Origin of the sequence: uncultured Gimesia sp. (genome assembly GCF_963976445.1) — a bacterium.
GTDB lineage: Bacteria > Planctomycetota > Planctomycetia > Planctomycetales > Planctomycetaceae > Gimesia.
The window spans coordinates 111010-125744 of record NZ_CAXBKP010000006.1 but is presented as its reverse complement, the minus strand read 5'-3'; the positions used below and the strand labels follow the sequence as shown (position 1 = coordinate 125744).

Sequence of the window (14735 nt, the reverse complement as noted above, 5' to 3'; positions counted from 1 at the left end):
TTTCAGCCTGTCAAAATAAAAATCGAATTCTATTGGCGGTGGAAATTAAGATAAGGGACACGGAATGAGTACACCCTTTGAAGAACTGGAGTATCTGGCTGATTTTCTGCCTGATGAGGGAGAGTCAGTGATCGTTTCACGTAATCACGGGGAATTGATCTGTGAGAATTTCCAGAAAGAGCGTCCGCTTGATGAAATGGCCAGCCCGGAATTTTATGGGCATCTGGTACACGCCAATGAGAGACTGAATTCATTAGTTGCCCGCCCCATCTGGATTTCGACGCTTGCCTGGTTCTGGGCGTGCGTGCTGATTCATAAAGGGTTTGATCTCGGGTGGGGAGGCTGGTATCTGGACCTTGGCTTCGCGCTGGTTGCAATGGCAGCCAGTTACGGGGCAATCCGTCTCCGCCAGGATCGTTACTTCAAACAGGAAGTGCGCCCCACGCTAAACCGGCAGATGTATGGCAGCAATTTGAGCAAATACGCTCTGGTCGGTGTGATCAGACAGCGCCCTGAATTGCGAACGTTACTCGATACACTTTCACGCTCATTGCACTAGGCTGGATATTCAATTCGGCCTTGCACATAGATATCCGAACCCAGAGTTTGAATCTGGCACTCGTTGATGTTCTGGAATTCTGGGATCTTTTCCAGTCCCTGCCCTGCGAGTGGCGTGATCGCAGTTTTGCCGCCGACGATCTTAGGTGCAATGAAGACGTGTACTTCATCGATCAGTTGATCATCAAAGCAAGAACCCAGCAAACTTCCGCCGCCTTCGATGAGAATATTTGTCATCTGTTTGCGACCCAGTTCCAGCAGGCATTGCTTAAGATCTGGGCGGGTCTTTTGTGTTGTCGAATTGGGAAACAGTAAGATCTCGACGCCTTCCTGTTCCAGCTGTTTGATATTGTGAGAGGGAGCCGATTCGTGAGCGATTACTATCACGGGCGCATCGCTAATTGACTGAACCAGTTTTGACTGGCAGGAGAGTGTCGCCTGTGAGTCAACCACGATGCGAGCAGGCGTTCTAGGACCTGCAGGTCGTGCTGTGAGCAGTGGGTCATCTTTTTCTGCCGTCTGGTGTCCGACGATGATTGCATCCATTCGGCCGCGAAGTTGATGAACGAATTCACGAGAACGTTCATTCGAAATCCACTGTGAGTGACCAGTTCGGGTTGCAATTTTGCCATCCAGTGTCATTGCCCATTTGGCATGAACCCAAGGCTGCCCCGTGGTGACACGTTTAACAAAAGGCCGCACCAGTTTTTGTGCGGCTAATTCCAGCAGTCCCAGTTCCACCTCGATTCCGGCTTGTTGCAACTCGGCAATTCCACCACCATCAACGTGGGGAGCAGGGTCGCGCATCGCGATGACCGCTTTTTTAATCCCAGCTTGAATAATCGCCTGAGAGCATGGTCCTGTTTTTCCCTGATGACAACAGGGTTCCAGTGTGACATAAATAGTGGCGCCCTTTGCTTGATTTCCTGCCATCGCTAAGGCATGGATTTCGGCATGAGGCCCACCGTACTGTTGGTGATACCCTTCACCGATCAAGTGCAGGTTTTCATCAACAATAACCGACCCGACAGCAGGATTTGGTTCAACAGACCCTGTACCCAGACTGGCTAAATCGAGCGCACGTTGCATCACCGCTTCTGGGCTGGAAAACTGTCTGGTGGTATCCACTGGTAGATGCGCTTTCCTCTATGGTGCATGCCTGGTATTGGCATACTTATAATGAAGTGCGCCCCGCATTGAACGCGCACTTCCATCTTTGATCAAGATTGTCCAGGTAACCAAAGTTTCTGTCCGGAATCGGATGCATCATCTGGTGCGCCTTCACCGGGAGACCAGATGCCTTCGGCAGTTGTGTGGCCCGCATCCAAAAGAATAGCCTCTTTCATCCAGGGGATATCCAGATCAAATGCCTGAGCGAAGGCTTTGAGATACTCTTTGATCTGTGGTGTCTTTTTGCCATATCGATCCCAGATTTGTTTCATAAAACCTGAGAGTTCTGGATCTGTGGTGTCTTCCAATCGGAACGAAAGCTCCCGCATTTTCCATTGGAGCTCACTCTCAAATGCCTTGTCTGATTGACCCCTGGCATTTTCTTGTCCCTTATGAATCCAGGAGAGCATTTCTTCCCGCAGGTTTCGTTTGTGACAAATTTCGGTCAATGTTGAATAAACGCGATCCAGGTCGACTTCTTTTTTGCATTCATCACGGTTCAAAATTTCAATTAAAACGTCATAAAGGAAGCGAGGGTGGCGAATGAGTAACGCGCGGTTAAAAACATACATTAACTGCGGATCAGTCAGCGCTTTAACGGGAATTCTATTCTGGGTCATGGAAGAGCAGGTGTTGAAATGCGATGATTCATCAACACTTAATTCAGGAAGCTCAGAAATACCCAGGTGGGGATCGAGTTCATCAAAGTTCAGGAAATGTCCCAGCGCCAGTACCTGGGCATCAAGTACGTACGCGGCAGCCGTTAATTCAATCTTCAGTTCCTCATTGCCGACAGCTTCTTGAGGAGTTTTACCATCCAGGCCTGCCAGCTTGGTGTTTGACCAGGTTTCCGAAATCAGTATTTTCCACTGTTGTGCTTCTAATTCTCTCCGTTTGATAATGGGCATTTTTTGTGGAAAACTCCACCGGAAAAATAGAGGCCATTGCTCAACGGGGACGGGAGAAAGTGGATTGTTGGCGAGTTCGTCGTCTTGCTCTACAGCCTTTAAACCACATTCTTGTTTACCTTGCTCACCCAGGGCTTCGTCAAACAGTTTCTCTGCTGCTGTGATCTGGTCGCCTTCATAAGCATACAGTCGAACGAGACCCGACTGTCCCAGTTGCCTGTCGGCATCAAAGACATCGATATCGCCAATCACGACTGGAACATTTTCGAGCGTGATATCCTCTCCCTTTGATTCCATATCAATGGGAGAATCGACAATTTGAAAATAGGCGACGGGAGTCCGTTCGTCTAATTCTTGTTCTTGTTCAGGGGTCGGAACATTCCCACGCAAAAGCTGCGGATGTTGTTCCAGTAATGTCAGGAATTTGGAGAGGGACTCGAGTTCATAAATTTTTTCAACTGATTCAACGACTTCGCCTGTATTATTCAAATCAAGCAGTTGTGCCAGCGTTTCCAGTTCCACCGACTCGGCAAAATCATCTTCGATGGTCGCTGCTTGATGGAACAGTTCAGCAGCTTGATTTTCGTCCGTGGCCCAGGCATAACAAAATGCAGCATTTTTCCACAGAGTTGCCTGATTCGTTGCTTCCGCAATTTGTTTGAATAAATTTGCTGCTAATCGATAGCAGCCCAAGTTGGCGAGTCGTTGTGCTTTTTCAAATGTTTCCTGCTGCTCATCATTTTCAATGGGGCAGCGTTGCAGAATGTGCACTCCGCGAAACTGATAAGGGATTTGATCATCGCCATCAAATTCCAGCAGGTTCATAAACAGATTTTGTTTATATTCCTGAGAAGCAACGCGCATTGCCAGCGCAAAGTGCTCTCGTGCAGCCAGAAAATAACCGCGCATTTGAAGTGCGATTGCAATGCTGATGGCCAAAGGCGTCGCCAGGCTGACATCGGCGGCTGCGCATTTTTGTAAAGCGGTGTAAATCGTTTTTTGTGCTTGCTTGTATCCGAGAGCAAGAAATGTGGATGTGGCCAGCAATGAATGAGCTGCAGGATGATCCGGGTCATGTTCCAGGCATTGTTGCAGCGGCTTAAGGGCATCTTCAAATCGCCGTTCCGCCATCAGAATCTGCGCCTCGGTGATGTAGCTCAATGGCTGATCCGGATAATTCTTTTTGAGCCGCTCCAGTAATTGTAATGCAGTTGCGGTTTGGTGCGTTTCATGCAGATGTGAAATTTTACTAATTTCGTCACCAATAGAATGGCAGCAAAATTTGTATTTTTTTCCGCTATTGCAGGGGCAAGGATCGTATGAATCGATACTCATAACCTCGGCCTTCTTTGTTTTCAGAATGTTGTATTAGTGGACTTGTATCGCTATATGAAAACAATTTTCTCGTACAGGATCGAAGTAGAGTTACGTTGGGTGAATTTGCCTGAAATTCAATAAGGCATCATATCATAATAGAAACGCATATTGCACGCGCTTGGTACTCTCTTCTGTGATAAATTGAGTACTCCCCTGGCAGGAACAAAAATACCTGATACAGCCAACAAAAGATGCTGGCTGTTAAGCGAGTAGCAAAACGGTCTCCGTATTAGCTGTCTAACGCCTGTTTCAGGTCGGCAACCAGATCTTCGGGACTTTCGATTCCGACGGAAACTCGGACCGTATTTTCGGTGATACCGGCTGCACGCCTTGCTTCCAGTGTCATAGACGCGTGGCTCATGCTTTCCGGATATTCAATCAAAGATTCGACGCCACCCAAAGATTCAGCCAGCAGGAACAATTTTGTGTTCAGCATGACTTTTTCAGCAACCGGGCGCCCGTCCTTTACATCAAAACTCAGCATGCCGCCAAAACCGTCTTGCTGACGTTTGGCCAGTTCATGATGTGGGTGTGATTCCAGGCCGGGGTAATAGACACGCTCTACTTTGGGATGTGTCTCCAGCATGCGTGCCAAAGCGATCGCACCGCGTTGATGTGCTTGCATTCGAGGTGCTAACGTTTTAATACCTCGTAATACCAGCCAGGCATCAAAGGGAGAACATCCTAAACCCAATGCGTTTGAGTTATAGGCAACACGTTCGGCCAGTTCTTCAGTACGAGCAACCACACAACCGCCGACAACGTCTGAGTGACCATTCAAATATTTTGTGGTCGAATGCAATACGATATCAACGCCGAATTCGATTGGTCTTTGAAGATACGGGGAACAAAATGTATTGTCTGCTATGGTGATAATGTCGGAATCTGCTTCGGAAGCAATTTTCGTTACAGCTTGAATATCAACCAGGTTCAACAAAGGGTTACTGGGCGTTTCAATCCAGATGCCCTTTGTTTCCGGAGTGATTGCCGCTCGAACTGTTTCGGCATCGCTCATTTTTACAAAGGAAAATGTGATCCCCCATTTCGTAAATACATCGGCAAATAAGCGATAGGTTCCGCCATAAATATCATCGCCGGCAATGATATGATCGCCAGGTTTGAACAGGTGCATTACCAGAGTAATCGCGGCCATTCCTGTTGCAGTGGCCCGGCAGCAAACACCACCTTCCAAAGCGGCGATGTTCTCTTCCATTGCACTCCGGGTTGGGTTTCCACTGCGTGTATAATCGAAGCCTTTATGGCTTTCCAGACTGTCCCAGTAAAATGTTGAAGTCGTGTAGATCGGGGTTGTACAGCTGTTAAACGTACTGTCTTTATCAACTCCGGTATGAACGCACTTTGTTTCAAAACGCATGGTAAACGATCCAATATTTGATGATTTATTTGAGGAAGACCCATTGTATTCCAGCGAAGATGCTCAGTTTCTAGAGACACCAGACAAGATTTGGGGTTCTACTCTATTTCTGTTGTTGTGAAGAATACAGTCGCTGACTGCGAATGGCTACTGTTCTGATAAGCGACTCAATTCAAAGCCTTTGTGCATCAGGTCTCTACTACTATTGTTGGCTAACCCCATGAAGTGACTATGATTTATCACGTTTAAATATAATCAGCGCGCTTCATCAAACAGTGGTGTAGACAAGTAACGCTCTCCTGAGTCAGGCAGGATAACGACAATGGTTTTTCCTTCCGCTTCAGGCCGTTTCGCAATTTCCAGGGCGGCATGCATTGCTGCACCGCAGCTGATTCCACATGTGATACCTTCTTGACGGGCAAGTTTTCCTGCCGTTTCAAATGCTTCGTCGTCGGTTACCTGGATCACTTCATCAATAATTGAAGTGTCGCAGTTGCCTGGAATGAATCCCGCGCCAATTCCCTGGATTTTGTGTTTACCGGGTTCTCCGCCGGAAAGCACGGGGCTGCTGGTTGGCTCTACGGCGACGGATTTGACATTCAGTCCTATTTCTTGTTTCAGAAATCGTGAGATACCGGTAATCGTTCCACCCGTACCCACGCCTGCGACAAAGTAATCGACTTTTCCTTCAGTATCTTTGAGGATTTCCGGACCGGTGGTTTTAAAGTGAATTTCTGGATTCGCGGGATTTTCGAATTGCTGAGGCATAAAGAATTCCGGACTGGCCGCTAATTCTTCCGCTTTATGAATGGCTCCCTTCATACCATCGGCACCGGGAGTTAAAATCAAATTGGCACCGAAACCCTTCAACATTAATCGACGTTCAACGGACATCGAGTCCGGCATTGTGAGCGTTAATTTATACCCACGAGCGGCACAAACGAATGCGAGTGCAATTCCCGTATTTCCGCTGGTTGGTTCAACCACTTGCATGCCAGGTTTCAATTTGCCACTCTTTTCTGCGTCCCAGATCATATTAGCACCGATTCGGCACTTCACACTGTAAGCAGGATTTCGTCCTTCAATTTTTGCCAGTACCGTCGCCTTGAGTCCTTCGGTTAAGTGGTTGATTTTCACCAGAGGAGTATGGCCGATGGTTTCAGAGTTATCTTGATAAATGGGCATGTCTATTTCTTTCGATGAGAGGTATTTCTAGACGAATTTCCAAAAACGACCAGAGGTCGAAATATTATCATTTGTAGTTGATAAGGTTGAGAGAACTAGAATTTGGCAGTCCTCTCCAGATCGCCTGTATTATGTAAAATCGCTGAAAATGTGGCAATCCCTTTATTAAATAATGTGATGCCCTGACTTGAGACACACGCAAATTAATCGATGAACTGGCTCTGAGAGCAGCGAATGCTCCAAGCTTCACAAACAATCCAGAGTGAAATTCAGAATAGTCGTATTAATTTTGAGGCGATTGATTCTGGGGCGGAGAAAAAGTAAAAGGAGCCGAGGGGCCGACCTTTTTCTCCATATCAGAAGCGGATGAATCGGCGGGAATACTGACAATACCATCTTTCGCGACAGTGACGGTCCCCATTTTTGAGTGCTGATCGCGTTGTGAGATTTTGAGATAGTCAGCCCACTGATCGGGTTGAAATTCCGTTCCCAACCAGTTGATTTGCCCTGGTCCGTAAATATTAAAGTCAAAAAAGGAATTTTGAGATTCCGATTTGAGAATCTCATGACAGCCGGTGATTGCAGAAAGAGATAAGTGACAGTGGCTGTTTCGATCCACAAAGAGTCCCGTCTCGGACCCGCTGATCACCGATTGTTCCATGATGGCAGAGGCTCCATTACGAACGCTGAGCCCCATTCGGTTCCCGTTTCCAAACAGTGATACGTTCTGGGCAAACAGAATGGTTTTACAGAGTAGGTTCTGCTCAGCACCAATCAGATGTTTGGGGTTCGAGCCGGCTATGTCGATTTCTTTTTGGGCGCTGTTGCGAATCTGGCAGTCGACAAGAGAATGATAGCCGCCCACCAGGCTGACGCCGATCTGGTTTCGTTCTGCGAGAACGCCGTTGTAAACAGAGCGGGATGCGTTTACGTCCTGGATTCCATAATAGTTATCATGCACGTAAGCATTTTGTACCATTAATCCGCCCGACTCATGGATCGAGATCCCGTCATCGCCATTATGTCGCGCAATCACATTTTCCAGTCGAATCCCCCGGCAGTCGCCATGGATATTAAAACCGTCATTCGAAAAGTGCTCGCAGATCAGATTACGACAGATGATATAGCTGGCACTACCAAGTGTGAAACCACTGGTAGTGAGAGTTGCTTCCAACTGATAGTCGGTCGGTTGTTTGTTTGTCGCACAGCGGAAGTAAACTTGATTCGACTTTCTGTTCCAGAAATGCTGTTCGGGTTCGATCGATTCCAGACCCTTGGCTTGCTCCAGTCGTTTTCCTTGAGAGACAAGATAAGGATTTCCATACGGCGTAGTTTCAAGTGTCAGAACATAGAGATTTTCTTTCACCGTCTCCCATTTCGAAGAATCAATGGTTTTTAATCCAGACAAGACCGAACCATTGCCTTCCACGAGGAAGGGGCGATCGGGCTGTCCTCCCAGCTGACGAAAAAGCATAGGTTCTCGATAAGCAATCCCCGTATTTTTGAGTTCTATTCGGTCACTCGTCTGAGAGAGTTGGATCGCTTTGGCAATGGTTGCTACGGATGTATCGGGTGAGAGTCCGGTATTATCATTATTGCCGGTTTGGTTGTTGACGTAGTAGGTGGCGCCACGGGATTCTGACAAAATGCAGAACAGTAAAACACAACAAAAGACTGCCTGTGAAATTTGGCGGAGTCTGTTATTACGAGGAACGAATTTGTTTTGCAGGGGTCTGTTTTGGATATCAAAAAACATGGCATTTTATCACAAAGAGAGAAGAGATTTAAAATAGGGAATGATTTGTACTTGAAATGCCTGCAGGCTGAAATAGCCAAAGAAGGCAGCCGCCCAGACCATCACCACAAAACGCAGAGGGCTGGTACTGATGCTGCGGCTGAGAATTTTCGAGTTCATATACAGTAAAATCATCGAATATAAAAACATCACCCCACCATTCATCGCAGCCGACGTCTCAATTAGAAACATAGGTTGTTTAAACTGAGGATTAATCGTGCCATACAATAGTATCGCGGAACCCAGGAAAATTTCACTCCAGAGAAAAACATAATATAGTTTACTCAACGACCAATGTTCATTGTCTCGTAAGTAATTCACTTTCAGGATATCGGCAGAGATCCGTGCCGTAGCATCAAGGACACCCAGCTCGGTCGTAAGTAAAATCGCCGCTCCCATCAGAAGAAAGAGCAACTTAAAGGTTCCACCGAGGCGGTCTTCCAGCAAAGTGGCCTGTCCCCAGATAAAGTTCAGTCCGGTACCAAACTGTGCCACACCTTCTTTGAGCTGTCCGTTCTCATTGTAAAATAGGGAATAGGAAATCAGAGACAAGAGCACCAGGCAGGCCAGGCAGGTGAGAAAGAAACTGAAGAAGTGCTCGATATTCGCTGCCCGCCACCATTGGTGCCAGCGATGTTGGTTTTCAGCAGTATGTTTAAAATGATAGCCGACTTCGCTGACAGACTCCTCCTGTCCGGTAATCGGGCTGGTAATTCGCCCGATGTACTTACCCATTCCATAGCCTTTGTCTTTGATGAAATTACTTTGTCCCAGATTCATCGTTCCGCCGGCACCGGCAAACGCCAATGCGCCCAGTAGCGCCATGGTTGTTAATCCACTCGATTCTTCGGGCATCGTTCCAATGCTAACGGCTCCTTGCAGCATGGATGTTATGGCATATGGTTGAATTATATAGAATCCCAGAATCACGGCGATGAGAAAGATCATGCCGACCAGGAAGATCTGGATTTTTTCGACGGTGTTGTAAACCACCGGTCCCGTTGTGAGAACAATTCCGACCAGAAGTAACCCGGCGATTCCCAGAAACGAACTATACTTGGCCTCGTATTGCAGGTCGTATCCCTGGTTAATTTTGTCAAACAATTCAGCCGACTGGTCTTCGCTCTGATTACGGGTGAAAGCAGTACTCAACGCGTCACGTTCCGATTCATTCATCGAACCTCGCCACTTCAAAGTTGCGGTGTCAGCAGAGTAACTGACATTTTCCGGAAGTCCATCCACTGAAAATACAGAAGGCGTTGGTTCCACTTGAACGCTGGCAATGGTTTCTGGGCCCAAAAATGTCCAGCTCACCATTGTCCCCGCGCCGGTTGCCCAGCCCGGCCATGCCCAGGGTATAATATTCAACAGTAGCATGATCCAGGCCCAGTTTTTATTCAGACGGCAGAAGCCGGTAATTGCGCTCTCACCTGTGACCAGCGTCCAGCGTTCGATTTCCATATTCATAAAAAACTGCGTCATCACCCCCAATAGGCAGGCCCAAAAGAAAACAAACCCGGTTTTATAAGTGATGTAAGGCCAAAGGACAAATTCCCCGGAACCCAGCGAGAGCCCTGCCAGCATGATGCTGGGGCCAATCATTTTTCTCCAGGAGATCGCTGGCGGGAGATCCCGGTATTTAAGCGGAGGCAGGGATTGGTGCGGAATGACCTCATCGGGTACTGTTTCTTCATCGAGATCGGAGTGAGTTTGATCTGACATGGAATCGTCTTTCATGAATGGCGAGCGAAATTCAGAACACGCTCATTCTAAGCCGAAAGTATTTTGCCTGCCACTCAGGCCTGATCAGCTTGAAGAAAATACTTGGTCAGAGGATATATGCGAGCGATTCAGGCTGCACACATAGTGATGACTCAGTTCCAAAGCAAACGTGATCGCAAGTTGTACTGATGGAAGAGTGATGAGGGCTGCAGATCAGGTGATTTATGAGCGGAGCCGAAAGTGCGGTATTTTTATCTGGCATGAAAAAAATCTTCAAAATAGTCGTTGATTTCAGAGGAGAAGAAGTCTTTACAGGTCGCTCTCAATTCAGATGATAAAGTAGGGATCAATGTTTCGCCTGAATTCTTCGGATGTATTGATGAGAATCCAGAATGACCTGGTTATATACTATAAAACAGGGCATTTATCGTGATTGATAGATTGCAGGTACTCCAGAAAAAAACAAAGTTGTATATTGCTTTGTTCACTCAGGAGTGTTAAACTGATCGATGTTGTTTTGGAGTGGTGTTACCACAATTCCATATCTGCCTGGAGGCAGCCGCGTAGCGACCGCTGTAGGTGTCGCCGAATTATTTATCGCGTTGTTTCTTTCCCAATTCCTGTGACAATTGAAGCCATCTATCTCCAATTGAAACGGTCTTTTGTTTTTTTGAATGAAACCGAACTGCGTGAAACGTGCGCGCTTTGGTTTTGGGGTTTGGAGCAGATCGCGGTGAAAATTCTGGTAAGGTTTGATCTCATGACGGAATCAAACAAATTCATCGAGTCAGATAAATTTGCATTTGAACTGGTTCAAAACCTGGTGCGATCACCGGGAGCATTTCCTCAAACGGGAAAGTTCAGTAGTAAGGTTTGGGCACAGCTTTTTGGAATGACAGAGAAAAACTTCAAAGAACTATTGAAAGAGTCCGGCATTCCTTATTTTAAATTTGGGAGCAATGTCATCGTTGATGCAAATGATTTTTGGGCAAGCCAAAATCACAAAGAAGTATAAGTTGCGTTCGCTTAGTTTATGTAAAACGCAGGAGCAAAAAACTGCTTAATATTCTTGGTACAGTAAACTAAAACTATGGAATGCAACGATCACTTTGAACTGTGCCGAATTTTTTGTTGAAGAAACCATGCATTATTCAACTCCGACATTGCAGGGGACATGCTAATAAGGGAGACATCATTCAGATTCAAATTTAAGATTGGACCTGCATGTCTGCAATAATTCAGACATAAATGTATCATTTGTGTTGTTGGCCAACTTTGGTCTCTACAAGATCATGTTGGAGCAGTTTTTACTATAGGTTGCAAGAAATTAGTATTCAGAAATCAACGATAATGGACTTTTTTATTCATGTGGTGAGTGGATATTCTGCATTTGTGGTACAGGTGAAAACCTTAAAAGCCGATCTTGATAATTGATTATTAAGTCAATTATTGAAATTCGTCGTTTGGGAAATTGTTCGCCTGCTTGCTATTCCCTTGAGATTGAATAGCAATACAGCAAATATTCTTTAAGACCCCAGGCCGTCGTTCTATGAAAGTTCTTGTTGTCGATGATATTGGATATTCGTGTCACTATTATGCGCGGTTAGTAGAGAAAATCGGTTTCACTCCGACCACTGCATCGTCCGGATATGAGGCCCTGCAGATACTTCAAATGGATAACGAGGTTCACGTCGTTTTGACAGATCTCGTGATGAGTGGAATGGATGGAATTGACTTATTTCAGCAGGCACAGCTGGTTGAACGCTATTCGGATAGCGGGACTGTTCCTCCCCCCCAGTTTATTTTAATGACCGCGGTCAGGCCCGAAAAAAATTCTCAGGATAGAAACGTACAACGAATTAAGCTCGCGAGCGAATTAGGCTTTTCAAAAATCATGTTTAAGCCTCTCGACCAGAACGAACTGAAACAGGAATTGAATGACATGTCGCTCAATGTGATTCATTCCTCTGCTAGCGAAATATCGCTTGATTTATATTCTCCGACACAAAAGGTCAGACAGTCAGTGAAGGAAATTGTCAAAGCGGATAATAAACAGGCGGCGTCAGAGTTTATCGAGGTCCTCTTGGAAGAGGTTGCCAACTTAAAGAAATACTTAAAAACTTCGTGATGCTGATTCGCCAGCTACCTGCTCACCAGCTAGAATTCTTACAGATGGCATGAATGATCAACGGCGATCAGGATTGAGCGTTCCCAGTGAGTATAAATTTGTAAGTGAGTATCATGGCAAAATGTGACCAGGGATATCTGTGTGTGGTCTGTGGCTTGGAAGTCGAGAACATCGAAGACAGCGGCCTCTATTTGCGATATATCATCGGTGAAGTGAACGAGGATGAATTGCAAGCACAACCCGAGCACCACATCAGGTGCAATCCCGTCTTGTCCCAGTTTATTATCGCTGACGACTTCGAAGCGGTGCTGGTAGAAGGGCCGTTCGACAAGCGTGAGCTTGATTCGTCAGAAGCCCTACTGCGGGAAAAACTGGTTAGCAGTGGTTGGAGAAGACTGCTTGAAGTAAAAAGCAAACAACTCCCGATCAGTGAATTCCCATTACAAAGATCTATGAACTAAGAAGAGGCTGTCGTCATCGCTTTCCTGATCGCAGCGTGATCAGAGTATACCAACTGATTTTTAAACACCTGTCGTTCTGAGTAACGTCAGGTGTTTTTTTGCGCAATTTTATATTGTGCCATTCACGCCGTTCGCGAGTATTAGCAGCCACAGACATCACTTCTTTCTTCTGATAGTACTGGGGTCAAAATGCCTGAAACCGTTCGAAAAGGATTATTCATTCCAGCATGGGTGATTGCTTGTATTTTCTCTCCCATCGTAGCAGGTGGAGTGGGAGCCATTACCTGGACTGCAAAAACGCTGGTGGAACATGGCCACCAACTCATCGAAATTGACGAAAAGTTGGATTCCAACAAGGAGCTACTCATTGAAATGGTCAATTCGCATGAGAGGCGAATTAGCCGTCTGGAAGACAGGGTCTTCGGGGAAAATTAATGAACGAATTCAAAACGGCAGATCTGCCTCAAAAACTGATTGAACTCATGGAAGGTCCGGAGCCGCCGGGTTACTTCATTTCGAACGGGTGCAATTTCTCACCTGACCAATGGGGCGGCGTTGATATTCGGCCTGCTTGCCACTGGCATGACTTCGCATATCAGCGAGGTGGTTGCAAGAAGGATAGAGCGTTGGCGGATGCATCGTTCTATCGCAACTTGAGACGCTGCGATTTAGGGAAGTTTATGGCGAACATCTACTACCGCCGTGTGAGACTGTTTGGAGTGGCGGCCTTTAACTGGGCAGAGGGGAAAGTACCTCTGAATCCCTGGCACTATGTTTTGTTATTTTTTGACAGGTACATCAAATGGTGAAAACACTCACAATTATCTTTGTGCTGCTGATAACGTCCGTGGTAGAGGCACAAGTATTGGCGGTGCGAACTACTGAAACCGAATGTACGCCGACCGGATGTCGTCAAGTTCTCGGGACCGGGGCCTGTGCTTATATCGGTAACATTAAAAACCGATCAGTCTTCCTTACAGCTGCGCATAACGTGAATAAGGCGAAGACAATTCACGTCGGCTATGACGGGCAGTGGTGGGGTGCTCGCGTTGTGCACAAGGAATATCACGACAGCGTTGACTATGCGATTATCGAGACGCAGGACATCAAAGCGTCGAAGTGTTTTAGTCTTGCAGAAACCCAGCCTACGCATGGAATTGAGGCGGTAGCTTACGGTTATTCGAACGGCGTTTACAATCTGCGATCACTACGGGCAACAATCAGACAGACTCGCAACGGATGCTTCTTCTCAAAAGTGGTAGCTAAAGGGGATTCAGGCGGACCGATTCTGGTAAATGGTCAAGTAGTTGGCATCATCAAAGGTCACGACACACAGAATACCATCTACACGGATTGCACGTTGATCAGACGGAAGGTGATCAGTCTGTATGGCAGGTTACCAGATTGCCGTTGTAAGCCGCCGGTAATCGTTGATGTAGCGCCAGAGGCCACTGCACCAGGCAACAGCGAGCAAATTGCAGTCTTGGAAATCGAGATCTCAAAGCTCAAAGCAGAGATCGACAAACTGAATAAAACGCAGATACCTGTCTGGATTATCGGTGCAGACGGTAAACCAGTCGCAAAGCAAACCTACCCGCTTGGTGATCCTATCAAGCTTCGTTTTAAGGCCGTTAAACAAAGTGAGGCTAAGTAATGCCGGACGGCGATATTATTGACGTGGAAATCCCCGTTAAGGGAGAAGGAGACAAGGAGATGGCTGTGGATTTATCTGACAATGTGGCCAATCACATGCTGACGCAACTCATGCAGACTGGGACTGTTGCACAGAATAACTTTGTGACCGTTCAAAAAGTGGTTGACTACGACTACCTGGAAAACAAACGCATGGTGACTCTTGATGAAGCCGTTGGTATTCGTGAAGTTCAGGCCAAGGTTTCTCCTGGTGGACCTGCACCAGCGTAATGGTTGACCCACTGGAAGAACTGATCAGGCGGAGTATGGAATTCCATTCTCGCCTGATTGAAGAAAACAACGAGCTAGACCGGGCGTTCCAGAGCGGGACGTTCGGCAAGCTTGTTCAATCATGGAGTGAAAT

Annotated in this window: 14 protein-coding genes; 8 read left to right on the top strand and 6 right to left on the bottom strand. The window is 46.6% G+C overall.

Going from position 1 to position 14735, the window contains the following annotated elements; all coding sequences use genetic code 11:
• Positions 1-64: 64 nt before the first annotated feature.
• A complete protein-coding gene (locus AAC022_RS08895) occupies positions 65-559 on the top strand; it encodes a hypothetical protein (protein ID WP_339730213.1) in 495 nt (164 codons plus the stop codon).
• On the opposite strand, the gene ribD is transcribed toward AAC022_RS08895, so the two are convergent.
• The 6 genes from ribD to AAC022_RS08865 form a co-directional block, all read right to left on the bottom strand.
• Positions 556-1686: a bifunctional diaminohydroxyphosphoribosylaminopyrimidine deaminase/5-amino-6-(5-phosphoribosylamino)uracil reductase RibD gene (gene ribD, locus AAC022_RS08890; protein WP_339730211.1), complete on the bottom strand. Its 1131-nt coding sequence runs from the start codon at positions 1684-1686 to the stop codon at positions 556-558. The genes AAC022_RS08895 and ribD overlap by 4 nt on opposite strands.
• A 92-nt stretch (positions 1687-1778) precedes the next feature.
• A complete protein-coding gene (locus tag AAC022_RS08885; protein WP_339730209.1) occupies positions 1779-3971 on the bottom strand; it encodes a tetratricopeptide repeat protein in 2193 nt (730 codons plus the stop codon).
• A 271-nt stretch (positions 3972-4242) separates the two neighbouring features.
• On the bottom strand, positions 4243-5388 hold the full coding sequence (locus AAC022_RS08880; protein ID WP_339730207.1) for a PLP-dependent aspartate aminotransferase family protein: 1146 nt from the start codon (positions 5386-5388) through the stop codon (positions 4243-4245).
• Between the two features lie 255 nt (positions 5389-5643).
• On the bottom strand, positions 5644-6573 hold the full coding sequence (cysK, locus tag AAC022_RS08875) for a cysteine synthase A (RefSeq protein ID WP_339730205.1): 930 nt from the start codon (positions 6571-6573) through the stop codon (positions 5644-5646).
• 283 nt (positions 6574-6856) lie between these two features.
• Complete coding sequence (locus AAC022_RS08870; RefSeq protein WP_339730203.1) at positions 6857-8218, bottom strand: right-handed parallel beta-helix repeat-containing protein; 1362 nt, start codon at positions 8216-8218, stop codon at positions 6857-6859.
• A gap of 120 nt (positions 8219-8338) precedes the next feature.
• Positions 8339-10090 (bottom strand): Nramp family divalent metal transporter, encoded by a 1752-nt coding sequence (locus tag AAC022_RS08865; protein WP_339730201.1) that lies wholly within the window; start codon positions 10088-10090, stop codon positions 8339-8341.
• A 760-nt stretch (positions 10091-10850) separates the two neighbouring features.
• On the opposite strand from AAC022_RS08865, the gene AAC022_RS08860 reads away from it, so the two are divergent.
• The 7 genes from AAC022_RS08860 to AAC022_RS08830 all read left to right on the top strand — a co-directional run bounded on the left by AAC022_RS08860 (position 10851) and on the right by AAC022_RS08830 (position 14602).
• Complete coding sequence (locus AAC022_RS08860) at positions 10851-11105, top strand: hypothetical protein (protein WP_339730200.1); 255 nt, start codon at positions 10851-10853, stop codon at positions 11103-11105.
• A 534-nt stretch (positions 11106-11639) separates the two neighbouring features.
• Positions 11640-12218: a response regulator gene (locus AAC022_RS08855; RefSeq protein WP_339730198.1), complete on the top strand. Its 579-nt coding sequence runs from the start codon at positions 11640-11642 to the stop codon at positions 12216-12218.
• Positions 12219-12331: 113 nt separating this feature from the next.
• Positions 12332-12679, top strand: a complete 348-nt coding sequence (locus AAC022_RS08850) for a hypothetical protein (protein ID WP_339730196.1) — start codon at positions 12332-12334, stop codon at positions 12677-12679.
• Positions 12680-12868: 189 nt separating this feature from the next.
• Complete coding sequence (locus AAC022_RS08845; RefSeq protein WP_339730195.1) at positions 12869-13114, top strand: hypothetical protein; 246 nt, start codon at positions 12869-12871, stop codon at positions 13112-13114.
• Positions 13114-13488: a hypothetical protein gene (locus tag AAC022_RS08840; protein WP_339730193.1), complete on the top strand. Its 375-nt coding sequence runs from the start codon at positions 13114-13116 to the stop codon at positions 13486-13488. The genes AAC022_RS08845 and AAC022_RS08840 overlap by 1 nt, the downstream gene beginning before the upstream one ends.
• The gene (locus tag AAC022_RS08835) at positions 13482-14333 is read left to right on the top strand and encodes a serine protease (RefSeq protein ID WP_339730192.1); all 852 of its coding nucleotides are present in this window, start codon (positions 13482-13484) and stop codon (positions 14331-14333) included. The genes AAC022_RS08840 and AAC022_RS08835 overlap by 7 nt, the downstream gene beginning before the upstream one ends.
• Entirely contained in the window at positions 14333-14602 is a 270-nt protein-coding gene (locus AAC022_RS08830) for a hypothetical protein (RefSeq protein WP_339730190.1), read from the top strand. Before AAC022_RS08835 ends, AAC022_RS08830 begins: the two co-directional genes overlap by 1 nt.
• Positions 14603-14735: the final 133 nt, after the last annotated feature.